The sequence below is a fragment of the Azospirillum sp. B21 genome (assembly GCF_008364825.1).
Taxonomy (GTDB): domain Bacteria; phylum Pseudomonadota; class Alphaproteobacteria; order Azospirillales; family Azospirillaceae; genus Azospirillum.
Genome location: NZ_VTTO01000025.1, coordinates 14715 through 37059, shown reverse-complemented (window position 1 = coordinate 37059; position 22345 = coordinate 14715). Strand labels below are relative to the sequence as shown.

28 protein-coding genes are annotated in these 22345 nt (G+C 68.4%); 10 read left to right on the top strand and 18 right to left on the bottom strand.

Translation table 11 applies throughout. The features are described from left to right. Positions 1 to 39: 39 nt before the first annotated feature. The 3 genes from FZ983_RS31040 to FZ983_RS31030 are packed head-to-tail and all read right to left on the bottom strand — an operon-like array spanning position 40 to position 1246. Positions 40 to 399, bottom strand: coding sequence for a flagellar hook-basal body complex protein FliE (locus FZ983_RS31040; RefSeq protein ID WP_149228420.1), 360 nt, complete (start codon positions 397 to 399; stop codon positions 40 to 42). Between the two features lie 11 nt (positions 400 to 410). Beyond that, positions 411 to 830 carry a flagellar basal body rod protein FlgC gene (gene flgC / locus FZ983_RS31035; RefSeq protein WP_188092583.1) on the bottom strand — a complete coding sequence of 140 codons (420 nt, stop codon included), beginning with the start codon at positions 828 to 830 and terminating at the stop codon, positions 411 to 413. Positions 831 to 853: 23 nt separating this feature from the next. Next, positions 854 to 1246: a flagellar biosynthesis protein FlgG gene (locus FZ983_RS31030; RefSeq protein ID WP_149228418.1), complete on the bottom strand. Its 393-nt coding sequence runs from the start codon at positions 1244 to 1246 to the stop codon at positions 854 to 856. Between the two features lie 126 nt (positions 1247 to 1372). On the opposite strand from FZ983_RS31030, the gene fliI reads away from it, so the two are divergent. From fliI to FZ983_RS31015, 3 genes are all read left to right on the top strand, one after another. After that, positions 1373 to 2716 (top strand): flagellar protein export ATPase FliI, encoded by a 1344-nt coding sequence (fliI, locus tag FZ983_RS31025; RefSeq protein ID WP_149228416.1) that lies wholly within the window; start codon positions 1373 to 1375, stop codon positions 2714 to 2716. After that, complete coding sequence (locus tag FZ983_RS31020) at positions 2713 to 3315, top strand: hypothetical protein (protein WP_149228415.1); 603 nt, start codon at positions 2713 to 2715, stop codon at positions 3313 to 3315. The genes fliI and FZ983_RS31020 overlap by 4 nt, the downstream gene beginning before the upstream one ends. A 238-nt stretch (positions 3316 to 3553) precedes the next feature. Then, positions 3554 to 3994 (top strand): YbaN family protein, encoded by a 441-nt coding sequence (locus FZ983_RS31015; RefSeq protein ID WP_247884058.1) that lies wholly within the window; start codon positions 3554 to 3556, stop codon positions 3992 to 3994. Between the two features lie 9 nt (positions 3995 to 4003). Here the strand turns inward: FZ983_RS31015 and FZ983_RS31010 are convergent, their stop codons facing one another. The 7 genes from FZ983_RS31010 to FZ983_RS30980 form a co-directional block, all read right to left on the bottom strand. Further along, on the bottom strand, positions 4004 to 5116 hold the full coding sequence (locus tag FZ983_RS31010) for a hypothetical protein (RefSeq protein WP_149228413.1): 1113 nt from the start codon (positions 5114 to 5116) through the stop codon (positions 4004 to 4006). Between the two features lie 37 nt (positions 5117 to 5153). After that, entirely contained in the window at positions 5154 to 5945 is a 792-nt protein-coding gene (locus FZ983_RS31005; RefSeq protein WP_149228411.1) for a DUF1217 domain-containing protein, read from the bottom strand. Continuing rightward, a complete protein-coding gene (locus FZ983_RS31000) occupies positions 5942 to 6328 on the bottom strand; it encodes a hypothetical protein (protein ID WP_149228410.1) in 387 nt (128 codons plus the stop codon). The genes FZ983_RS31005 and FZ983_RS31000 overlap by 4 nt, the downstream gene beginning before the upstream one ends. Positions 6329 to 6332: 4 nt before the next feature. Then, complete coding sequence (locus FZ983_RS30995; protein WP_149228409.1) at positions 6333 to 6791, bottom strand: flagellar biosynthesis repressor FlbT; 459 nt, start codon at positions 6789 to 6791, stop codon at positions 6333 to 6335. Beyond that, a complete protein-coding gene (locus FZ983_RS30990; protein ID WP_149228408.1) occupies positions 6781 to 7179 on the bottom strand; it encodes a flagellar biosynthesis regulator FlaF in 399 nt (132 codons plus the stop codon). Before FZ983_RS30990 ends, FZ983_RS30995 begins: the two co-directional genes overlap by 11 nt. A 205-nt stretch (positions 7180 to 7384) precedes the next feature. Continuing rightward, complete coding sequence (locus FZ983_RS35155) at positions 7385 to 8629, bottom strand: flagellin (protein WP_149228407.1); 1245 nt, start codon at positions 8627 to 8629, stop codon at positions 7385 to 7387. A 192-nt stretch (positions 8630 to 8821) separates the two neighbouring features. Continuing rightward, positions 8822 to 9634 carry a response regulator transcription factor gene (locus FZ983_RS30980; protein ID WP_149228406.1) on the bottom strand — a complete coding sequence of 271 codons (813 nt, stop codon included), beginning with the start codon at positions 9632 to 9634 and terminating at the stop codon, positions 8822 to 8824. Positions 9635 to 10022: 388 nt separating this feature from the next. On the opposite strand from FZ983_RS30980, the gene FZ983_RS30975 reads away from it, so the two are divergent. After that, positions 10023 to 10490 (top strand): hypothetical protein, encoded by a 468-nt coding sequence (locus tag FZ983_RS30975; protein ID WP_149228405.1) that lies wholly within the window; start codon positions 10023 to 10025, stop codon positions 10488 to 10490. 21 nt (positions 10491 to 10511) lie between these two features. On the opposite strand, the gene FZ983_RS30970 is transcribed toward FZ983_RS30975, so the two are convergent. The 7 genes from FZ983_RS30970 to fliF form a co-directional block, all read right to left on the bottom strand. After that, complete coding sequence (locus FZ983_RS30970; RefSeq protein ID WP_149228404.1) at positions 10512 to 11231, bottom strand: hypothetical protein; 720 nt, start codon at positions 11229 to 11231, stop codon at positions 10512 to 10514. A 29-nt stretch (positions 11232 to 11260) separates the two neighbouring features. Further along, positions 11261 to 12289, bottom strand: coding sequence for a flagellar motor switch protein FliG (locus FZ983_RS30965; protein WP_149228403.1), 1029 nt, complete (start codon positions 12287 to 12289; stop codon positions 11261 to 11263). 9 nt (positions 12290 to 12298) lie between these two features. Further along, on the bottom strand, positions 12299 to 12580 hold the full coding sequence (locus FZ983_RS30960; RefSeq protein WP_149228402.1) for a hypothetical protein: 282 nt from the start codon (positions 12578 to 12580) through the stop codon (positions 12299 to 12301). A gap of 2 nt (positions 12581 to 12582) precedes the next feature. Continuing rightward, positions 12583 to 13359, bottom strand: coding sequence for a flagellar type III secretion system pore protein FliP (gene fliP, locus FZ983_RS30955; protein ID WP_149228401.1), 777 nt, complete (start codon positions 13357 to 13359; stop codon positions 12583 to 12585). Positions 13360 to 13544: 185 nt separating this feature from the next. Further along, entirely contained in the window at positions 13545 to 13883 is a 339-nt protein-coding gene (gene fliN / locus FZ983_RS30950; RefSeq protein ID WP_149228400.1) for a flagellar motor switch protein FliN, read from the bottom strand. A 22-nt stretch (positions 13884 to 13905) separates the two neighbouring features. Further along, positions 13906 to 14583 (bottom strand): flagellar assembly protein FliH, encoded by a 678-nt coding sequence (locus FZ983_RS30945; protein WP_149228399.1) that lies wholly within the window; start codon positions 14581 to 14583, stop codon positions 13906 to 13908. Continuing rightward, on the bottom strand, positions 14583 to 16313 hold the full coding sequence (gene fliF / locus FZ983_RS30940) for a flagellar basal-body MS-ring/collar protein FliF (protein ID WP_247884057.1): 1731 nt from the start codon (positions 16311 to 16313) through the stop codon (positions 14583 to 14585). Before fliF ends, FZ983_RS30945 begins: the two co-directional genes overlap by 1 nt. Before the next feature lie 188 nt (positions 16314 to 16501). Here fliF and FZ983_RS30935 point away from each other — a divergent pair, with 188 nt between their 5' ends. The 6 genes from FZ983_RS30935 to FZ983_RS30910 are packed head-to-tail and all read left to right on the top strand — an operon-like array spanning position 16502 to position 21678. Next, positions 16502 to 17044, top strand: coding sequence for a flagellar basal body-associated FliL family protein (locus FZ983_RS30935; RefSeq protein ID WP_247884056.1), 543 nt, complete (start codon positions 16502 to 16504; stop codon positions 17042 to 17044). Between the two features lie 19 nt (positions 17045 to 17063). Then, complete coding sequence (fliM, locus tag FZ983_RS30930; RefSeq protein WP_149228397.1) at positions 17064 to 18236, top strand: flagellar motor switch protein FliM; 1173 nt, start codon at positions 17064 to 17066, stop codon at positions 18234 to 18236. After that, positions 18217 to 18870: a DUF6468 domain-containing protein gene (locus tag FZ983_RS30925; protein ID WP_149228396.1), complete on the top strand. Its 654-nt coding sequence runs from the start codon at positions 18217 to 18219 to the stop codon at positions 18868 to 18870. Before fliM ends, FZ983_RS30925 begins: the two co-directional genes overlap by 20 nt. Continuing rightward, positions 18867 to 19607 carry a flagellar motor switch protein gene (locus FZ983_RS30920; protein WP_149228395.1) on the top strand — a complete coding sequence of 247 codons (741 nt, stop codon included), beginning with the start codon at positions 18867 to 18869 and terminating at the stop codon, positions 19605 to 19607. Before FZ983_RS30925 ends, FZ983_RS30920 begins: the two co-directional genes overlap by 4 nt. Before the next feature lie 5 nt (positions 19608 to 19612). Further along, the gene (locus FZ983_RS30915) at positions 19613 to 20989 is read left to right on the top strand and encodes a flagellar hook-length control protein FliK (protein WP_149228394.1); all 1377 of its coding nucleotides are present in this window, start codon (positions 19613 to 19615) and stop codon (positions 20987 to 20989) included. Positions 20990 to 21009: 20 nt separating this feature from the next. Continuing rightward, positions 21010 to 21678, top strand: coding sequence for a flagellar hook assembly protein FlgD (locus FZ983_RS30910; protein WP_149228393.1), 669 nt, complete (start codon positions 21010 to 21012; stop codon positions 21676 to 21678). A gap of 179 nt (positions 21679 to 21857) precedes the next feature. Here the strand turns inward: FZ983_RS30910 and FZ983_RS30900 are convergent, their stop codons facing one another. Next, a complete protein-coding gene (locus FZ983_RS30900) occupies positions 21858 to 22328 on the bottom strand; it encodes a hypothetical protein (protein WP_149228392.1) in 471 nt (156 codons plus the stop codon). Positions 22329 to 22345: the final 17 nt, after the last annotated feature.

Here is a 22345-nt window from a genome sequence, read left to right as displayed (position 1 = left end):
GGGAGGGGGCATTCCGTATCCGAACCCGTACGCCGTCGCTCAAACCGCGATCCGCATGATCTCCTGATACGCCTGCACCATCTTGTCGCGGATGGCGACGACGCTCTGCACCGTCATCTCCGCGGCGAGGACCGAGCGCACCACGTCCTGCGCGCTGGCCTTGCCCGATACGGCGGCCAGCGACACGCGCTCGCTTTCCTTCAGCGTGTCGATCGCCTGCGAGATCGATTTGTCGAGGAAGCCGCCGAAGTCGCTTTCGGCGCTGGCCGCCACCGCATCGGTCTGGCCGGTGGTGGACAACGGCGAGGCCGTCGCCTGCGTTTCGGCGAGGCCGGCGACGAAGGGGCTGCGGTTGGCGGCGTAGGCGGCGGCGACGCGGCCGACGGACATCTCGATCATGGAACGGCTCCTCAGCTGCGCAGCAGGTCGACGACGCGGGTCATCATCGCGCGCGATTGTTCGATGACGTTCATGCTGGCCTCGAAGGCGCGGCCAGCCTCGCGCATGTCCATCATCTCGACCAGCGGCTGGACGTTGGGCTTCTTGACATAGCCCTTGTCGTCGGCCGCCGGATGCGAGGGATCGTAGGCGAGCTGAAAGTCGCTGCGGTCGCGGCCGATCTGCTTGACCTGCACCAGCTCCGCCCCCACCCCGCGGTCCATCACGCTGTCGAAGGACACCGTCTTACGGCGGTAGGGATCGCCGCCCTTGACGGTGGCGGTGGAATCGGCGTTGGCGAGGTTTTCCGCCACCACGCGCAGCCGGGTCGATTGCGCCTGAAGGCCGGCGCCGGCGATCTTCAGCGTGGTGCCGAGGACATCGTTCATCATGGCTCGTCTCCGTCCTAAGCTCGTCAGCCATTTCTCCAGGCCATGCGCAGCATCTGCACATTGCGCTGGAACAGGCTGGTGGTCAGCGCGAAGGCGTCGCGGGTCTCGCTGCCCTTGATCATCTCCTGCTCCAGCGACACCGCGTTGCCCGAGGGCGTCGTTTCCCACAGGCCGGCCTTGCCCGCCTCGCGGAAGCCGGCGGTCGAGCGGCTGCTCGCCAGATGCAGGCCGGAGGTGCGGGCGGTCTCAACCGGCCGGATGCCTTCCATCACGCTGTCGAAGGATTTCAGGTCGCGCGCCTGGTAGTCGGGCGTGTTGGCGTTCACGACATTCTCGGCGACCAGCTTCTGCCGCTGCGCCAGATAGTCCATGCGCGTGCCAGCAAGCTGAAAGAAACCGATTTTACCTAAATCCATTGCGACCTCGTTCCATCTCATCTGGCCGGAACACTGGGCCGGACGATGAACGCGCCCGTTTAAAACCGGATTTAAATTCCCTGCTCTAGGCTGCCTTCATCGACGGACATGATGGAGACAGCGCCGATGCCGGCACTCGCCACACTGGCGGCGGAACTCGAACGGCTGCCGACGCGCCACTGGCGCGGGGAGATCCGCTCCGCCGCCGGCATGACGCTGGAGGTCGACGGGCTGCAGCGCGTGCTGTCGGTCGGCGACAAATGCCATGCGGAAACCCTGCGCGGCGGACGCGTGCTGTGCGAGACCGTCGGCTTCCGCAACGGCCGCTCGCTGTTGATGGCCTTCGACACTCTGGACGGCGTGGCGGAAGGCTGCGCCGCCGTCACCGACGACACAGCCTTCACACTGCGCCCCGGCCCCGGCTGGCTCGGCCGGGTGGTCAATGCGCTGGGCGAGCCCATCGACGGCAAGGGCCCCCTGGTCAATGGCGAGCACCCGCGGCCCTTGCGCCAGCCGCCGCCGGCCGCCTGCGCCCGGCGCCGGGTGGGGAAGCGGATCGACAGCGGCATCCGGGTGATCGACAGCTTCGTGCCGCTGTGCCGCGGCCAGCGGTTGGGCGTCTTCGCCGGGTCCGGCGTCGGCAAATCGACCCTGCTGGCGATGGTCGCCCGTCATGCGGAGGCCGACGCCATCGTCATCGGCCTGATAGGCGAGCGCGGCCGCGAGGTGCGTGAATTCATTCAGGACGATCTGGGACCGGAGGGGCTTGCCCGCTCCGTCGTCATCGTCGCCACCTCCGACGAGCCGCCGCTGATGCGCCGGCAAGCCGCCCTTCTCTGCATGACGGTGGCGGAAGAAATGCGCGATCAGGGCAAGCATGTCCTTTGCCTGATGGACAGCGTCACCCGCTTCGCAATGGCCCAGCGCGAGATCGGGCTGGCCGCCGGGGAACCGCCGACCGCCAAGAGCTATCCGCCCAGCGTCTTCGCCGAGTTGCCCCGCCTGCTGGAGCGAGCCGGACCCGGCCCGGAAGGCGGTGGAGAGGGAGACATCACCGCCATCTTCACCGTCCTGGTCGACGGCGACGACCATGACGAACCCATCGCCGACGCGGTGCGCGGCATCCTGGACGGGCATCTGGTGCTCGACCGCAAGATCGCCGAACAGGGGCGCTATCCCGCCGTCAACCTGCTGCGCAGCGTATCGCGCACCCTGCCCGGCTGCCACGACGCGCGGGAGAATCGCATCGTCGGCCGTGCCCGCGCGCTGGCCGCCACCTATGACGGCATGAAGGAGATGATCCGGCTCGGCGCCTACAAGCGCGGCACCGATCCGGAAACCGACGCCGCCATCGACCTGCACCCGCGGCTGGAGGAGTTCCTGCGCCAGGGCAAGGACGACCCTTCCCCATCCGCCGAAAGCTTCGCGCATCTCGACGCGCTGCTCGCCGCCATCGGAGCCCAATCATGAGCGTCAACACCAGACTGGCCGCCCAGGCCGTCACCCCGCCCACGGCACAGCCGACCCACAAGGAAAAGGCGGAAAGCCTCGACGACAGGATGAGCCTCGGCTTCGACGATCTGGTGGACGCGGTCAACCCGCTGCAGCAGTTGCCGGTGGTGTCGTCGGTCTACCGCGAGGCGACGGGAGAGAGCATCTCGATCCCCGCCCGGCTGGCCGGCGGCTTCCTGTTCGGTGGCCTGCCCGGCCTGATCGGCAGCGCCGCCGTGGTGGCGTTCGAGGAGGTCACGGGCGACACGGTGCTGGGCCATATCGGCAGCCTGCTGGAGGATGACGCCGGCGGCGCGACCGCCGTGGCGGGCGGCAAGGCGGTTGGGGCGCTGCCCTGGATGAACGCCGGTGCCGGCGATGGTGCCGATCCGGCCCTTCCCTCCCCCCAGGCGCTGGCGGAAGCCCTGCGGCGCAAGTCTCCCGCCACCGAAGCCGCTGCGGCGGCGCTCACCGTCCCGGCCGACGACCGTCCGGCGCCACAACTGCTGGCGAAGCTCTACAGCCTGGAAGCGACCGCCAATGCCGGCGCGCCGGGCGTGGTCCGCAAGGCGGGGTGACTCTCCCTCTCCCCCCCGGGGAGAGGGTCGGGGTGAGGGGGATGCAAGGCGTGGATGTTGGGATGCGCGACGCGCTGCTCTCTAGAAAAGTTCTTTCGACGCGTCCCCCTCACCCTAACCCTCTCCCCGGGGGGGAGAGGGGATATTCCCCGGTATTGAAACAGCTCCTGAAATGCTGCCGGACGCCCTGGAGCGCCGATGCACGCCCATGCTAGGATTTCCGCCGGATTTCAATCGCGTGGGTGGCCAGGTGGCGGAGGAAGGTGACAACGACAGCAAGAGCGACAACGCCGGCACGCCGCGCAGTCGGCGGTGGCTCTGGCTGCTGATCGGCCATTCCGCGGTCGGTCTCGCCACGGCCGGCGCGGTCCTGCCGGTTCTGCCCACCGTCCCGTTCCTGCTTGTGGCCGGCTGGGCCTATGCCCGCAGCAATCCGGCCCTGCGCGAGCGCCTGCGCAACGATCCACGCTTCGGCCATGCCGTGCGGAACTGGCAGGACCGCGGCGCCATCCCGGTCAAGGCGAAGGTCTTCGCCGTCGCTGGCATGTCGTCCGGCTTCACCGTGCTCGCCCTGTCTTCACCGGGGCATCTGGTGCTCGGCGGCGTCGGGCTGGTCATGGTGGCGGCGGGCACCTACGTGGTGTCGCGGCCGGCACCCTCCGCCGACGACAAGGCCTGAGCCCGCCCCTCACCCGCCGAGATTGTTGCGCGACGCCTGTTCGATGGTCTTGATGTGGGCCAGACCGGGCAGGATTTCAGACCGGATGAATTCCAGCCGGCGCACCGGGCCGCCACCGCGGGCGAAGCGGTGCTTCCACAGATTCATCTTCACCGCCAGACCGCACAGCACCCCGCCGATGGTCAGGTGGTGGGTGACGATCAGGTCGCGGATGCTGCGGAAGCTGTGCGGGTTGATGTCGCGCCAGAAATCGCGGGAACGGTTGTCGAAGCTTTCGAAACGCCCGGTGATGGAGGTGGCGATGTCGGTCAGGTCGTGGCCGATCTCGTTCAGCATCCGGCTCTGCCGGGTGTCGCGGCGCACCTCGCTGACCTGATACAGCTCCGCCATCCAGCCGAGGAAGCCCTGCACGTCGGGCACGATATCGTCCAGGCAGCGCTTGAAATAGGCCAGCGACAGGAAGATGTCGGCGTATTCCTCCAGGAAGGCCGGGATTTCCTGCAGCGGAATGTCGAGCCGGTCGGCGGTCATCTGCAGCCGGCGCCGCGCCTCCTCCACGTCGGGCTGAGCGAACAGGCGGATCAGCTCGTCCATGCTGGCGATTTCGGAGCACTGGATGCCATAGACATGCTCGATCAATGGCCGGGTGAAGACGCGCATGTAGCTGGTCAGTTCCGCCCGCTTGGCCTGCGACAGCCGCAGGGCGTCGGAATCCTCCACGTCGATGTTCAGCCGGCGCAGCTCCAGCCGCAGGCTGTAGACGTCGAAGCTGGCGGCTTCGGCGATCTGCGCGATCTTGCGCAGGTCGCGGCGGAATTCCGGGTCGTCGATGCCGAAGCATTTGGGCAGCTGGTTGATGCCGATCTGGCCGCTGCCGGTCTGGGCGTCGTTGAACAGCTCCGCCACCGTCTCCAGCCGGACATTCTTGATCAGCCGCGCGCGGCGCAGGCCGGGCGTTTCCAGCGGCAGGATCGACAGCGGCAGGATGTGCAGCGCATCGCGCGCATCGTCCTCTTCCGAGGAGGCCGGCGGCTTCAGCCGCACCGCCGCCGCTCCGGTGGTGGCCGGCGGCCGGATGCGCTCCCGTCCCGGTCTGTCCTGTGGGGTGCCGGCTGGCGGCAAGGCTGGGTTCTCCCCTCTGCCGAGCCCCGCGGGCTTGTCAGAAGCGCGGGAATCTCATCAGCGTCATGGTGATGGACGGATCGATGGAGATGACCGACGCGCGCCCGCTGCGGGAGATCGGTCCGATCGACGGCATGGCCGCGGCTGCGGCGGCGCCGCCGTTCTGCATGTCGTACATCGCGGCGAAACGGTCGAGGAACTTGGCGACCTTCTGCGGATTCTTCAGATCCGCGATGTCCATCCGCTTCTCCAGCAGCGCCTTCTGCTTGTCCACGTCGAGCAGCGCCGTCTGGTCCGGCAGGCCGAGCGCGGTGTAGACCACCTTGCGCAGGGCGTTGTCGGCCATCACCTGATACCAGTTGGAGATGTTGCCGGACCGCCGCTGGAAATAGAGACCCAGACGGACCGCCGGGTTGGTGTTCTCGGACTCGACCTCCAGCGTCACATTGACGTAGCGGTCGATGATCGCCTGGACGACGGCCGGCTGCTTCAGGTTAGCGCCGCCGTTCTCGGCGAACCCCAGGATCGTCGCCATCTCCTTGAACTTGGTGTCGCTCATCCGGTTGGCGGTGGAGTACTGGTCGCTCACCCCCTCCTCCAGCACCTTGCGGATCAGACCGCGCGACTTGGCTTGGCTGCCCAGGTCGAACGCCTCCAGGACGAAGCGATAGAGCTTGTCGTCCTTCATGAAGTCTTCGGTGCTGGAGATCTTGCCGATATTCTCCTGGAAATAGGAGATGGCCCGCTGCACCGCCGGCCGGCTGCGCACCGCCTGTTCGTAGCGGTCGTGGTTGCGGCTGACGACGCGGAGGTCGACGAGGGTGGTCATGCCTTCACCTCCCTGATCCCGGCCCCGATCTCGCTGCCGTCGCGCGGAATGGCCGGCTGCTCGTCGGCGGCGTCGGTTTCCGCGCCGTAGCTGGCGGGGATGCGCATGATCACGTCCCCCGTCGCGGTGTCGAGCACCTCGGTGTAGAGCCGGCTCGTGCCGGGGTCGAGGTTGACCCGGTAGGGCCGGGCCGCATGCTTGGGCTCCGCCTCCGCAGCGTCCGTCTTCGCGCTGCGCTCCACCACCTCCGCCGGCTTGGCCGTCTCGGCCTGGGCGGCGCGGAGACGGTCGGCCTGCCGCTGGCGGGCCTCGGCGATGATGTCGGCACTGGCGGGGGAGCGTTCGCCGCTCGGGCCGGCCACGCCGGCGACGGGGGTGGTCATGGCCTCATCCTCCCGCGTGACGGTCGATCTGCACCGCCTGGGCCGCCTGGATGGACACCGCCGGGGCCGCATTGGCCGCCGACAGCAGCGTCCCCTCATATTCCATCACCGGACGCAGGGCGGAGAGCGCCTTGTAGTAGTCGCGCTCTCCCACATGGCCCATGGCGCCGGCGATGCGGTCCTGGATGTCGGGCCGGGTGAAGGTGGTGTAGAGCTGCGCCATCATCTCCGCCACAGCACCGGTGCCGGCGGCGGCCGTGGCCGGGTCCAGCAGCATGCTCTGGATCAGGAAATAGGCGCGGCGCACCGGGGTCACCGCATCCTCCTCCTGCAGGATGTCGCTGCCGCGGATGATCTGCGCGAAATTGGAGATCGTCAGGGTGTAGCGGCGATTCTCGTTCTGCACGACGCAGCCGTTGATGACCACCCGCTCGCACGGCTTGAGGCGGAGCTTAAGTGCCATAGGACAGTTCCTCCGTGGCCAGCTCCCGCGCCGGCTGCTGGGCGGCACCCTGCAGGCCCTGCATGACCGACCGGTTGATGTGGATCAGCAGATCGATGCCGCCCTCCCCGCGCAGGACGCGCTGGGTGTTGCGGTTCACCGCGAAGGACAGCGAGACCAGCCCGGCGCGCAACGCTTCCGGCAGGGCGTTGCCGTCCTCCAGCAGGTCGGCACGCAGCGCGTTCCACAGCTCCAGGTTCCGCCACAGCGCGTCCTTCAGCTCGGCACAGCGCCAGTCGGCATGGCGGTGGTTCTCCAGCGCCAGGGTGATCCGCAGGAACACCCGGTATTCGATCTTTCGCGGATCGTCGCACTCGGCGATGGTCTGGTGGTAGGCGGCGATGCTCATGGGCGCACCCCTGCGGTGGGGTCCTTGGCGGCGGTAAGCCGGACCGGTTGCGGTGGGTCTTGGGGGACGGGTGGAAATCCGGCGATGGGAAGCCGGCCGTCGGCGATGCCCGCTCCGCCGATGCGGCGGGGGCGTGAACGGGCATGGCCGACGGGGCGGCGCCACCGTCCGGGCACTCGGACGATGACGCCACCCACGAAGGGACTTAGCGGAACAGCGACAGGATGTTCTGCGGGCCCTGGTTGGCGATCGACAGAGCCTGGATGGCGAGCTGCTGCTGGACCTGGAGGGCCTGCAGGCGGCTCGATTCCTCGTTCATGTCGGCGTCGACCAGCGCGCCGATGCCCTTGTTCATCGAATCGGTCAGCTTCGACACGAAGTCGTTCTGCACCGACACGCGGTTCTCGATCGAGCCGATCACCGACGCCTTGCCGATGGCGCTGTCGAGCAGCGAGTTGATGACTTCCAGCGACTTCTTGGAGTTGTTGACCACGTCGATCTGCGTCAGATCGGCGAGGCCGCCGAAGGCGTCGCTTTCCTTCGAACCGACCCACAGACCGGAGATCTGGGCGGTGAAGTTGCCGTCGGTGTTCACGTCCTGGTCGGTGAATTCCAGAGTGTCGCCGTTGAAGGCGACCTGGAAGTCGGCGCCGGCAGTCGTCAGCGCGGCGTTGACGGCCGTCTCGATGTTGCCCTGGGTGGTGGCGAGGTCGGTGTCGTAGGTCTGCGCCGACAGGTCCACCGACACGTCGACCTTGCTGCCGTCTTCCTTGGTGACCGTCAGCGTCAGGGCGCCGAGGCCCAGATTCTGGCCGTCGATGAAGGTGGTGTCCGGCGCGCCCAGCTTGATGCCGACCGACGCCTTCAGGTCATTGGTCGAGTCGACCTGCTGCTCGATGGTGGCCTTGCCGACGATCGACTCCACGCGCATGTCCTGGCGCTGGAATTCGATGTAGCTCGGGTCGACCGTGCTGTCGCTGCGGCTCAGCGAGGCCAGGATCGAGACGTTCTTGTCCTTGGCCGTGCCGTCGTTGGAGTAGGTGACGCGCAGCAGGTTGTCGCCGTTGAAGGAGGCGTCGGCGGCGGCACCCTTGATCAGCTTCACCAGCTGGTCGACGTCGTTCTGGATCAGGGTCTTGTCGACGCCGTTGGTCTGGCCGGCGATGACGCGGGCCTTCAGCGTCTGCAGGTTCTCGACGATGTTCTTGGAGGCCACCGACGCGGTGTTGGTGGTGCCGGAGCCCAGTTCCAGCGACTCCTTGACCGCCTTGAAGCCGGCGACGTCGGCCTTCATGGTCGTGGCGATCGACCAGTAGGCGGCGTTGTCCTTGGCGTTGTTGACCTTCAGGCCGGTCGAGATGCGGTCCTGCGTGGTCTCCAGATCCCCGGTCACGCGACGCAGGGTCTGCAGCGCGGTCATGGCGGAGGTGTTCGTCATAATCGAGGCCATGGGTATCTCCATTCGCGAGATGCATGGCGCCTTTCTGACGCCGGGGCCATTCGCGCCGGCCTTCCCGATCTGTTGTGCGGGGGCGCGAGCGGCAAAATCAGGATGACGGAGCCGGTTTAAGCCGGGGTAAAAAATCGGACGCTTTGGAACGGACGGAAAGCCGGAACGAAAGAAACGGGATCAGCCTCCCGATCAGCGCCCCACTGCGCGGGCCGCGGCGCGCGGCGCCACCGGCGGGATGAAGGGCACGCGGGGGCCGGCAAGTCCGCCGGCACTCGACCAGCGATCCAGCATCAGCTTGGCCCGGTCGGGAGCGACATGGTCGGGCGGCGCCTCGAACTTGTAGCCGCGTCCGTAGACCGTCTCGATGTAGCGGCCGCCGCCGGTCGCCAAGTCGATCTTCTTGCGCAGCTTGCAGATATACACGTCGATCACCTTGTCGAGCGGGTCGGAGCCGGACAGGCCGTAGACCTCCTCGTAGATATGCTCCTTCGACACCACGCGGCGGTGGTTGAGGGCGAGCACGGACAGGATCGCATGTTCGCGCTGGCTGAGGCGCAGGCGCTCGCCGTCCACCTCCGGGTCGCGGCCGTCGAGGAAGACGGTCAGCCGGCCGACCGATACCGCATTGCTGGTCAGCCCGTAGGACCGGCGGCGGATCGCCTCCAGGCGGGCACGGATCTCGGTGCTGACGATCGGCTTCACCAGCACGTCGTCCGCACCGGCCCGCAGGATGCCGGCCGTGGTGTTGGCGCAGCGGCGCTCGATCAGGCAGATGATCGCGGCGGTGACGTTGCGGGCGCGGAGCATCGCCACGCAGGCTTCGGTATCGCCGACATCGCCGATGATGATGGCGTCATGTCCGATCTCGACGGAGCCATGCCCGTCCACCAGTTCGCGCAGGCCGTTCAGGTCCACGCGGTCATGGTTAACCTTGCACAGGGCAAGTTGTTTGCCGATGGCGTCGGCAATCAGATCGGCTGGCTCAATCAGCAAAGCCTGCATTGGATTCTCCATGGTCGAGCAAGCGCAGATAAAGCATTGATTTTTACGCAATTGCGTTCATGTCACATGCTTATCACAGCCCCAAAAGAACCCATCGAAAGGCTATGTGTCAACAAAATGAGCTACCCACATAGACATAGCCGAGGGTGAGGTTTTACGCCGTTTTAAGGGTTTCATACGACTAAATACCGGATAAATTTTTATTCATCTGCGGTTTTACTTCGAAACCCGAGTTGATTCAGCAGTGATCACCACAAGCAACCATTAATTCGTTCGACATCTATGGTTAACGGCAGTGAAGAAGGCGAAAGCCGGCGCTTACAAACATGAACGCTGGTTTAACCCTGATGCCCTACGGTCGCCGGGCATCCGCGTTTGAGGAGGTTCCATGTCCGGAACGAAGGCGTCCGTCATTCCGGCGGCCGCGGTCGCTGCTTGCCTGTTCGTCCTGGCAGGCTGTGCGCAATTGTCGCAGGCTCCCGACAGCGATTACCGGCAAGCCCTTGAAAAAGCGATCACCGCCGGCAGGTGCGACGGCGATTCCGTGCGTGATCTGTGGTCGGCCTACGACCGGTGGTATGCGGTGGCGTCCTCCATCGCCGGCCATCCGAAGACCGACGAGGCCGTGGCATTGCTGCGCCAGGGCGACCAGTTCCGCATCCTGGGCTGCCCGGAGGTCGCGCGCGCGTCCTACCGGACGCTGATTCGCCGCTTCCCGGAGGACGGATTCGTCCCGCTGCGCGAGGCCGCCCGCGCCTCGCTGCAAACCCTGCCGCCGCCACTCCCCGCTCCGGGGACGACTCCGGCGCCGGTCCCGGCCGGACCGGCTCTGGTCAGGCCGCCTGCGGAGATTTGACAGCGGGGAGAGGGGATTCGATCAAAGGGCGATGTCGGACGAAAGCGGCCGGTCCAACCCCAGCCAGGCATCGGCCAGCGGGCCGACGGTCAGCGCGCCGTCGATCCGGCAATCGGCCAGGGCGGCGCTGAAGGTCTCATGCAGATCGGCCAGCGCCGACGACGGCAGGCCGGCCGCCAGCCGCAGGGTCACGTCCAGCCGGCGCCCGCCCAGCGTCGCCATCAGCTGCACCGGTCCCAGCCGCTGCGGCCGGGCCTGAAGCACCAGGGTGACGCGGTCGGACGGCCCATCCTCGATCCCGACCGCGCACAGCAGCCCGTCGTCGCCGTCCAGCAGCGGCACGCGCGACAACCGCCACACCCGCCCCTCGACGGGTTGGAATCGCGCGGCCAGCGCCCGCTCGCACTCGTCGATCAGCAATCCGCCGTCGAGGCCGGACAGCTCGTCCGCGGCATCGGTACCGATCCAGTCGCGGCAGCCGCCAGCCGTCGCCGCAAGGAACAGGGCGAGCCCGGCGCCGAAGGTTGAATCGCAGCGCGGCAGGCATCCCCGCGCCAAAGCCGCGTCGGCCGGTGCCAGCGTGTCCAGCAGGTCGAGCAGCCGCCGCACCAGCGGCCCGGCATCGGAGCCGTCTCCGAACCCGTCGCCCGCATCGCCCGACGCGGCGGGCATCGCGGCGAAGCGCGCCGCCAGCAGGTCGGGCGGCGGCACCTGCCGGGGAACGAGGTCGCGCCCGGCCATTCAGGAACTTCCCATCCGGCGCGCTCCGCTCAATAGACCACCGTGTCGACGTCGTCGGATTGCGGGATGATGATGGTGCCGTCGTCGGCCATCGCCTTGGCGGTGCGGACGATCTCGGCCTGGGCGTCGTTGACGTCGCGCATCCGCAAGGGACCCATGTTCTCGATCTCGTCCAGCAGGATCAGGCGCGCGCGTTCCGACAGGACCGACAGGAAATGGTCGCGCTGCGCCACGGGCGCGCCCTTCAGCGCGATGGCGAGCTGGCCGGTGTCGCAGCGGCGGATCACCGCCTGCAGCGAGACGCGGTCCAGCCGCATCAAATCCTCGAAGGTGAACATCAGCTGCTTGATGCGCTGGGTCGGCTCCGGCATCACCGTTTCCAGGTCGTCGAAGATCTCGGTCAGCGTCTCGCGGTCGATGCGGTTGAAGATGTCGGCCATCCGCTCCAGCGAATCGTTGCCGTGGGTGCGGGCGTAGTTCGCCATGAACTCGTTGTGCAGGATCGATTCGATGTCGAGCAGCACCTCGCGCTGAACCGATTCGATCTGGATCATGCGCTCGATCACCTCGGTGCGGATGGCCGGAGGCAACAGCACCAGCACCTTGGCGGCATGGTCGGGGCGCATCTTGGACAGGATGACCGCGGCCGTCTGGGGATATTCGCCGGCCAGATAGCTGGCGAGCACCCCCTCGTTCACGTTGGACATCTTCTCCCACATGGTGCGTCCGGCCGGACCACGGATCTCGCCCATGATCTCCGTCACGCGGTCGGCCGGCAGGAAGCGGTTCAGCATCCGCTCCGTGCTGTCGTAGGAGCCGACGACCGATCCGGCATTGGCGAAACGTTCGGTGAAGATGCGCATCAGCGTCTCCACCAGATTGGAGGTGACGTTGCCGAGCGTGGCCATCGACCGGCTGACGAGGCGGATTTCATCCTCATCCAGCCGCTCCATCAGGCGCGAGCCGCGCTCCTCGCCCAGCGCCAGGAAGATGACGGCGCTCTTCTCGACGCCGCTCAGGCTCTTGTAATTCTCACGAATCTTGATCGGCGTTCCCATGGCGGCACCTCAGAAGGAAATATCGGCGGACGGTGCGGAAGATGACGATGCCTCGGGTCCGTCGGCCGGCGGCAGGGCAAGCGCGCGGTCGTGGCGGAAGGCGACCGCCATCACCGCGCCCGCCACCAGCAGCAGCGGATGCGGGATCAGCGGGTTGGGATCGATGGCTCCGAGCAGCCCGGCGATCGATCCGTCCTCCGGCACGGCAGCACCGCGGCGGCGGGCCAGCGCCAGAAGGCTGTCGGCGAGACTGGCCGGCGGTCCGGCGGGGATGTCTGAAGCCTCGCCCATCCTCACACCCCGTAGGAGCGGATCAGGCTGCCGGCGATCAGGAACCAGCCGTCGGTCAGCACGAAGAAGATGATCTTGAAGGGCAGCGCGATCATCACCGGCGGCAGCATCATCATGCCCATCGCCATCAGGATCGCCGCCACCACCATGTCGATCACCAGGAAGGGCAGGAACAGCAGGAAGCCGATCTCGAAGGCGCGGCGCAGCTCCGACAGCAGGAAGGCCGGCATCAGCAGCCTGAGATCGACGCTCTCCGCCGTCACCGGCCGCTCGTCCTTTGCGGCCCCGTCCTCGCCGGCCGGCTTCGGCTTGGCGGTGAAGGCGGCGAAGGCGGCAAGGTCGCGTTCGCGGACATGGGAGGCCATGAAGCCGCGGAACGGCTCGATCATCCGCTCAAGCCCCTGCTCCTGCGTCACCTGCTCGTTCAGCAGCGGGCGCAGCCCCTCCTGCCAGGCGCTGTCGATCGTCGGCCCCATGATGTGGAAGGTCAGGAACATGGCGAGGCTGACCAGCACCATGTTCGGCGGCGACTGCTGCAGGCCGAGGGCGGAGCGCAGCAGCGACAGCACGACGATGATCCGGGTGAAGCAGGTCACCATGATCAGCAGCCCCGGCGCCACGCTGAGCACCGTCAGCAGCACGATGCCCTGGACGATCCGCCCCGACAGGCTCGCCCCGTCCGCCATCGACCCCAGCGCACCGAGATCGAGGTCGAGCGGCGCCGCCGTGGCTGGATCGGCGGCGAGGGTCAGGGCGAGGAGGAGGGCGAAGGTGCGCATGGGGGCTTTCGGGGGGATGATGGGTGAAGTGGTTGCCGCGGTTGCCCCCTCCCCATCCCTCCCCCGCTGCGCGGGAGAGGGGGCAGGACGCTTGTCAACTTGATTTGACTGCCAAAGCGACAACAGTCCCCTCTCCCGCGCAGCGGGGGAGGGTTAGGGAGGGGGCACCGGTGCTGACTCCCCCCTCAGTCGATCTCCAACTCCGTCCGCACGATCTCCGTTAGCGTGACGCCCAGCCGCTGGTCCTCGACGATCACCACCTCGCCGCGCGCGACGAGGCGGTGGTTCACCAGCACTTCCACCGGCTCGTCCACCTTGCGTTCAAGCTCCAGCACCGCGCCGCGGCCGAGCTTCAGAAGCTGCGCCACCAGCATGCTGGTGCGGCCAAGCACGACCTGCACGTCGACCGGCACGTTGTAGATGGCGTTCATCGGGCCATCGAAACTCTTCTCGCCGAACTTCTCGGCGGCCTTTTCAGCCTGCTTGGATTCATCGTCGAGGATGTCGAGGTTCAAAGGGGGCATGAGGGTTCTCGCTTCGGATCGTTCAGGTCAGGTCGGGGGACAGCGCCGGCATCAGGGCGGCGACGGCACGGTCGGCGAGTGCGGCGACGGCGGCCTCGAAGGCGACGGGATCGCGGCGGACCGAGCCGGCGCCCCAGTTCGCTTCCAAAGCGCCGACGGCGAGCGACGGGTCGCCCTGGATGTCGATGCGGCCGCGGAATACGCCCTGCCCGACCAGCCGTTCTTCCAGCGGAGGGCAGAGCGACGGGTGCAGGCACAGGGTGAGGACCGGGGACTGGCCGGCGGCGCGCAGGGCGTCGGCGGCTAGCCGCTCCACCTCCTCGCGCGCCACCTGATCGAGCAGCTGCGGCACCATTCGGCGAACCAGCGCCACCAGCACGAAGGCGCCCTGGGCCTCCAGCCGTTCCATCAAGGCGGCATGGTCGGCATCGAGCGCCGCCATCCGCTGCGCCAGCTGGTCCAGGGTGGCGGCAAGCTCCGCCTCGAATCGCCCGCAGGCGGCGCGCTCGCCCTCGGCCCGGCCTTGGGCGAGCCCCTCGGCCAGCGCGCTCTCGCGGGCAGCAGCCAGGGCGGCCAGATGCTCGCGCTCCGACAGGCGGGGAAGGTCGAGCGGATCGGCCGTCTCCCCCATTTCCGGCTCCGCCGCCGGGGCGGGGGCGCCGAAGCCATGGTCGAAGCGGTAGCGCGGGTAGGCGGCCATCACGCCACCTCCTCATAGAGCCAGGAGCGCAGGATATCGATGGCTTCGTCGGGATACTGGTCGACCAGCTCGCCCAGCCGCCGGATGGAGGAGGCGCGGACGCGGCCCTCCACCGTGCGCAGCTCGATCAGCTGGTCCATGGTCTCCTCGATGCCCAGCTGCGGCGCCATCGACCCGGCGGCAAGGGCGGCATCGCCTTCCCCGCCATCACCCAGCGCCGCACCGCCGCCGGCCGCCGTGGCCGTGGCCATGGCCGGGCCGGTCAGCTGCGGCATCGCGCCGGCTGCGGGCGCGGCCAGCGCCGGAGCGGGCGCCTCCGCTACCACCGGTTCCGGCGCCGGGAAGACGCGGCGGATCAGCGGACGCAGGCCGACCAGGATGACCAGGGCGGACAGCACCAGCAGGATCACCCACTGGATCAGCGTCATGACGTTGCGGCTCAGCGTCTCGGCGATCTCGTCGCCCAGCGGGCGCGGCGTCAGGTCGGGCGCCAGATCGACGAATTCGAGATTGTCCACCGTCACCCGGTCGCCGCGCGCCTCGCTGAAGCCCATGGCGGAGCGGACCAGCTCGGTCAGGCGCTGCAGTTCTTCCGCGCTGCGCGGTTCGTACTGGCGGGTGCCGTCGGCGGCGGACTTCCAAGTGCCGTTGACCAGCACGGCGACGCTGAGGCGGCGGACGTCGCCCGGCTCGATCACCGTCTCGCGGCTGACGTTGGAGATCTCGTAGTTGACGGTCTCCTCCTGCCGCTTGCTATCGTTCGAGGATTGCGGCCCCTGCGGCTGGGCGCGCACGTCGCGCTGCGGCAGGTTCTGCTCGGCGGTGACCGGCGGTTCGCCGTTGCTGTCCTGGCTGCGGTCCTGCTCCTGCACGGTCTGGGTGGAGCGGACGACCTGGCTGTTGGGATCGAAGGTCTGGCTGCGCACCACCTCGCGCTTGGTCTCCACCTCTGCGGCGACCTGGACGCGCACGTTGCCGGCGCCGAGCCGGGCGACCAGCATCTGCTCCACCGCGCGGGCGACGCGGGTTTCGGCCGCCACGCGCATGCCGTCGGTGCGCGCCGACGCCAGTCCCGGCCCGTCATCCTCGGTCAGCAGAAGCTCGCCGGAGGAATCCATCACCGTCACGGCGCTGGGCTTCAGGTTCGGCACGGCGGCGGAGACGAGGTGGCGGATCGACAAGGCCTGTTTGCGGTCCATCGCCGCCCGCCCGCGCATGCGCACCACCACCGACGCGGTCGGCTTGGGCGCGCTGCGCGAGAACTCCTCGCGCTCCGGCAGGACGATGTGGACACGCGCGGCCTCGACGCCGGCCAGCGTCTCGATGGTGCGGCCGAGTTCCCCTTCCATGGCGCGCAGACGGTTGATGCGCTGCATGAAGCTGGTGATGCCGAGCGGCTTGTCGGTGTCGAACAGTTCGTAGCCGACGCCGCCCTGCGCGGGCAGGCCCTTTTCCGCCAGCGCCATGCGGACGCGGGAGACCTCGGACTGCGGCACGCTGATCGTCGTGCCGTCGAATCCGGCATTCACCGGCACGCCCATCTCCTGCACCGCCTTGGCGATGCGGCCGGCCTCCACCGGTTCCAGGCCGCTGTAGAGCGGCGTCATGTGCGGCTGCGACAGCAGAAGCGCCATGCCGGCGACGGCCAGGACGATGCCGAGCCCGGTCCCCGCCAGCACGAGCAGCCGACCGCGCCCCAACGACCGCAACGTGTCGATCAGACTGTCCACGGTTCCCCGCACCTTTAAAGTTTCTGAAAATCGGCGGGCCTAGTCTTCGCCCTGCGCACCCCCTCACGCTAACGGGGCGACTTTTAAGCGGAGTAAAAAACGGCGCAGCCTCCCAAGACAAAGCGCCTCAAATCTTACCGAATGCCAGCTTTACTAAAATTTTCGGCAATCGCCGGCGGGATGGATCGATGATTACACGATTTGGCATGGCGGGGACGGCAGCAGTCCGGGACGAAGTCCTGAACCGCCTGCGCGGATCTGGACGCATCCTGGTGATCGCCCTTCCGCTCGCCCGCCTCGCCGCCGCCCTGGTGGCGGTTGGGGGCGTGGCGGCCGCCGGGATCGCCGGATACTGGATGGCCGCCGGCCCGCAGGCGCTGGACCGGCTGTGGCCCGCGGCGACGGAGGCACTGCCGGCCGACGGCGTGGTCGACATGCCGGAACTGGTCGTCAACCTGCGGCGCGACACGCCCTCCCGCTTCCTGAAGATCGGCCTGTCGCTGACCGCGGCCCACCACGACCGCGAAGCGCTGGAACGCGCGATGCCGCAGCTCACCGACAGCCTGCAGGAGTTCCTGCGCAACCTGGACCAGGATGACCTAGACGGGTCGGCCGGGCTGCACCGGCTGCGCAGCGAGATCAAGCGCCGCTTCAACCTGATCCTGTCCGATCCCGCCGGCCGGCAGGAGGTCGTCACCGACGTCCTGCTGCGCAGCCTGCTCACGCAATAGCGACCTCCAGAGGCACCGGATGACCGACACCCCCGCCCCGACCGCCCCATCCATGGCCGCTCCCCAGCCCGTTCCCGATGAGGCCGCGGACTGGTCCGACGCCGCGTGGGAACTGGCCGCCGCACAGCAGACCGATCCGCCCGCCCCGCCCGCCGCACCGGCGGCGGAAGCGGAAGCGATGAGCGAGGCACTGGCCAACCTGTCCGGCGAGACCAAGACGCTGAGCCAGGAGGAGATCGACCGGCTGCTGAATTTCGGCGCCCCGGAAGGCGGCGGGCCGGAGATGAGCGCCATCCAGCGGCTGGTCAGCTCGACCACGGTCAACAAGGACCGGCTGCCGATGCTGGACGTGGTGTTCGACCGCATGGTGCGGATGCTGAACACCTCGCTGCGCCAGTTCGCGTCCACCAACGTGGAGGCGTCGCTGTCGAAGATCGAATGGCTGCGCTACACAGATTTCCAGGACACCATCGAACTGCCGGCCCTGATCGGCGTCGCCCGCGCCGAGCCGTGGGACAACCAGATGCTGGTGTCGATCGACAGCGCGCTGATCTATTGCATGATGGACGTGCTGCTGGGCGGTCGGCGGTCGCGGCCGGGGCGGATCGACGGGCGCGCCTACACCTCCATCGAACGCAAGATGACCGAGCGGATGATGAAGGTGGTGCTGCAGGATCTAGGGCAGTCCTTCGACCCGCTGGCCCAGGTCGATTTCGTCTTCGACCGGCTGGAGGTGAATCCGCAATTCGCCACCATCACCCGCGCCACCAACGCCATCATCCGCGTGCGCATCGCCGTGGAGGTGGAGCGGCGGACCGGCCACATCGACATCGTCATCCCCTACGCCACGCTGGAGCCGGTCCGGGGCAAGCTGGTGCAGATGTTCATGGGCGAAAAGTTCGGCCATGACACGGTGTGGGAAAGCCACCTGAAGAACGAGCTGATGCGCTCCAAGCTGGAGCTGGTCGCCGTTCTGGCGGAGACCAAGGTTCCGCTGGGCGAGGTTCTGGCCTGGCAGAAGGGCCAGTCGCTGAAACTGCGCATCAGCCCCGATTCCACCGTCCTGGTCTTCAGCAAGACCATCCCGCTGTTCGCCGGACACATGGGGCAGCGCAACGACAACATCGCGGTGAAGATCGACACCGATCTCGATACCAAGCAGGAGCTGATCGATGGTCTCCTTTCTCATTGACGCGGCCCTGGCGGTGATGCTGGTCACGGCGACCGCCTATCTGGTCATCGTCAACAAGCGGCTGAAACTGCTGCGCACCGGCCAGTCCGAGATCAACGCCCTGGTGTCGACCTTCTCCAAGTCGATCGACGACACCGACGCTTCGATGAAGCGCATGGTGGCCTCGGCGACGGAGATCGCCGCCCGGCTGTCCGACGACCTTGATCGGGCCAAGGGCATGAAGGAGGACATGTCGCTGATCCTGGGCTCCTGCGAGCGCACCACCGCCCGCATGGAGGAATCGGTCCAGCACGCCCGCGCCCTGCTGCGCCGCCTTGATGAGGGCGCCATGGGGAGCGCCGCGCGCGCCGGCCGCAAACTTGCCCGGACCGAAATGCCCGACACCGTCGAAGCCGCCGCGAAAGCGGAAGACGCTGGGTCACCAGCAGCGCCGCTGATGTCGGCCTTGAGGGCGGCGGAGATCGACAAAGGCGAGTTCCGGGCGCTCGAAACGGCTCTGCGCGCCGTCGCCGGCCAGACTGACGACGCCCCCGCCACCGCCCCTACCGGCACGGCCCCCACCGGCACGGCCAAGGCCGCGGCCAATGCCTTCTACGCGCGGCTGCGCACCGTCGGGTCGGAGGCGTCGGCATGATTCCGCGCATCCTCCCCATCACGCTGGTCGCTGTCCTGATGGTCCTGCCGCTGAAGCTCGGCGCCCTGGTCGACGGGTTTCCGGTAATCGCCCAGCAGTTCGACCGCGAATTCGGCGCCCATGAACGCCCGTGGGCGACCGACCTGAAAGCAACCGATCCCAAGGCCGCCGAAACGGCTGCGGCACCGGTCCCCGCTTCCCTGCCGGTCTCCACGCCGGTCGCGGAGGCCCCGCCGCCGGTGGCGCTGGCTCCGCCCAGCTGCACCGACCCGCTTCTGCGCGCGGCCATCGACGAGCAGAAGGCCGACAGTTCCGGCCGCCAGAACCGCCTGCGCGAGGCCGAAGCGGTGCTCGCCGCCACGGAAGCGCGCGTCGGCACGCAGATCCAGCGGCTGAACGGCGTGAAGCGCGAGGTCGAGGCGCTGATGACCCAGCGCTCCACCCTGCAGCAGGAAGACCTGAAGCGCATGGTCGCGATCTACGAGGCGATGAAGCCCCGCGACGCCGCGCGCATCCTGACGGACATGGAAACCGACATGGTGGTCGACGTGCTGGACCGCATCACCGAACGGCGCGCCGCCCCGATCCTTGCCGAGATGGCCGACGCCAAGGCCCGCGAAGTGACGCGGCTGATCCTGCAGCGCCGCGCCCTGCCCGGCGACCGCAAGGCCGCTCCCACCGTCGTCGGAGCCTCGGTGCCCGTGACGACCGTTCAGCGCCCCACCCTGACCAATTGAGCGCCATGACCAGCATGCCCGATGCCGTCGCGGCCCCGCCCCGGCCGACCCCGTCCCAGCGCGGCGGCTACGCCGGCGACGACGCGCGCGACAGCGACTTTTCCAGCTTGGTGGACGATGCAGCGGAGGACGAGGCCGCGACGCGCCCCGACCGTCTACGCAAGCGCCGGGAGACGAGGCTCGACAGCCCCACCGCCGCCCAGGCCGCGATCACCCAGGCGATCACCCAGGCGGTCGTCCAGCCGGCAATCCAGGCCGGTGGCAGCACCGACGCCCCGCTGATGCCCTGGATGGTCGCCGCCGCCCCGGCCGCGCCGCCGGCCGCCTCGCCGCAGACCGTGCCCACTGCTCCGGCGCCCAATCAGGGAGCGGCTGGCCCGCTGGCAGGGCAACAGGCTCTTTCCGCCGCGCGGAACGGCGACCAGACGGCAGGAATTCCCTTGACTGCCGAACCGTCCGCGGCCGACAGCCCCGCGGCTGCGGGCACGGGACAGGGCGGGACCTCCGTCGACGCTGCCGATCAGGGCGGCACGGACCAGGGCGCAAGCGAGCCCGCACTTCCGCAAACCACGCAAGCCCCCGCGGAAACGCCCGCCCCGACCGCAGCCCTGGCCGTTCCAACAGCAGCCGCCGACGCAGATCCGGACGGGCGCGCCGGCCGCCGCGACGAGAGCAGCGATCCCCGGACCGCGGTCCGCGCCACCCGCGGAACCGGCCATCCGAATGTGACCGAGAAGGCAGGCCAGTCCGCCGCCATTCCGGCGGCTCCCCGGACAGCCCAGCCCGCCGCCGATGCCACCGCTGCCCCCGTCGCTTCCGAGCCGGCTCCAGCCTTCGGCGCATCGCCCAGCAGCGGCAGCGGCAGCGGCACCGCCGCGACCGGCTTCGAAGCGCTGCCCACCCTTCCCGCCCAGGCCGCCACGCAATATGCCGCCGCCGCGGCATCGGGCCGGGCCACCACGGCGCACAGTCCGGCAATGGCGCAGCTGGCCGCTCCGCTCGTCCGCGTGCTCGAAACCGGTGGCGGCGAGTTCCACATCGACCTCGCCCCGGCGGAACTCGGCCGCATCCGCGTCGTTGCCGACATCAGCGACGGCAAGGTCTCGCTGGCCGTCCAGGCTGAACAGGCCGACACGCTGGCATTGCTGCGGAGAGACCTGCAACAGCTGGAACGCGCGCTCGGCGACGCCGGCCTGTCGCTCGACAATGCCAGCCTCCAGTTCTCGCTGCAGGACGACGGCCAGTCGCGCGGCTTCGCCGCTCCCGACCAGGGGGGTGCCGCCGCCGGCTGGCGCGCCCAGGCCCAATCCGAAGCCAATCCCGAACCCGTGGCGGAAAGACCGATGCGCCCGATCGACGGGCTGGTCGACGTCACCGTCTGAACAGGAAAGCCCCTCCCGTCATGAGCACCACCCCCAGCGCCAGCGTCACCACCGCGATCGCGAAGTCCGCCGCTGCCTCCGCCGAGGAGGCGAAGAAGGCCACGGTCGATTACGAATCCTTCCTCAAGCTGCTGACCGCGCAGCTGCGCAACCAGGACCCGCTGGCGCCGATGGACGCCTCGCAGTTCATGACCCAGCTGGCGCAGCTGTCGACGGTGGAGCAGTCGATGCGCTCCAACGACACGCTCGGCAAGGTTCTGGACACGCTGAAGAGCAGCGGCATGCGGATGGACATGGCCCTGCTCGGCCGCAAGGTGGAGGTCGAGTCGAACCAGCTGTCGCTGACCGGCGGCAAGGCGGAGGCCGCCTACACGGTGGACGGCCAGCCGGCTTCCGTGAAGCTGGAGGTGCTGAACAGCGCCGGCAACGTCGTCCACAGCGCCCCCGGCGCCTTGCAGACCGGCCGTCAGGTCTTCAGCTGGACCGGCAAGACCGCCGGCGGCGGCACCGCCCCGGATGGCCTCTACACGTTGCGGGTGACGGCAAAGGACAAGGACGGCAAGGCGTTGAACACCGCCACCGTCGTCACCGACACGGTGGCCGAGGTGCGCAGCGTCGACGGCGCCACGAAGTTCGTGCTGAAGAACGGCGCCACGGTGGATTCGGGAGCGGTGCTGTCGGCGTCGTGAGCGAAAACGCCCTCTCCCGCCCCGGGAGAGGGAGGGGACCCGCGCCGAAAGCGTGGGGAGGGTGAGGGGTGATCCAAGGAACCGGAAGCGCATGGTTCCTTGCACTCCCCCTCACCCTTCCCATGCTGCGCATGGGCCCCTTCCCTCTCCCGGGGCGGGAGAGGGTGTCTCTCCGGTCCTCACAGTCTTGTATTGTCCTGGCGCAGCAGGCGGTCGATCAGCACCGCACGGACCGGCTGGGTGCTCTCGCGGCTGGTCAGGGTGCCGTTGGCACCGGCAAGCAGAGCGGTCGCAACGCCTTGCGGATCGACCGCCGGGCCGTTGAAGCGGCCATGGCCGGCGAGGTCGAACAGGGCCTCGAGCATGGCGCTGCGCGCATGCGGCAGGCGGCGGCGCACCAGCAGCGCATCGTCGGCACTGGACGCCTCCAGCGTCACCTGGGTCAGGATGAAGGCGATGGTGCGGCCGCGCTCCAGCATCGGCACGACCAGCTGCCCGGCCTCGACATAGTACGGGCCGCCGGCAACGGACGCCCCGGCATCGGGCCAGCCGGTGGCCGCGGTGTCCTGTGGGGCTTTGAGACGGCCGAAGCCGTAGCCGCCGGCAAAGGCGAGCGCGGCGGCCACGGCGAACAGCAGGACGGCTTTCATGGTGCGGATTCCCCAGT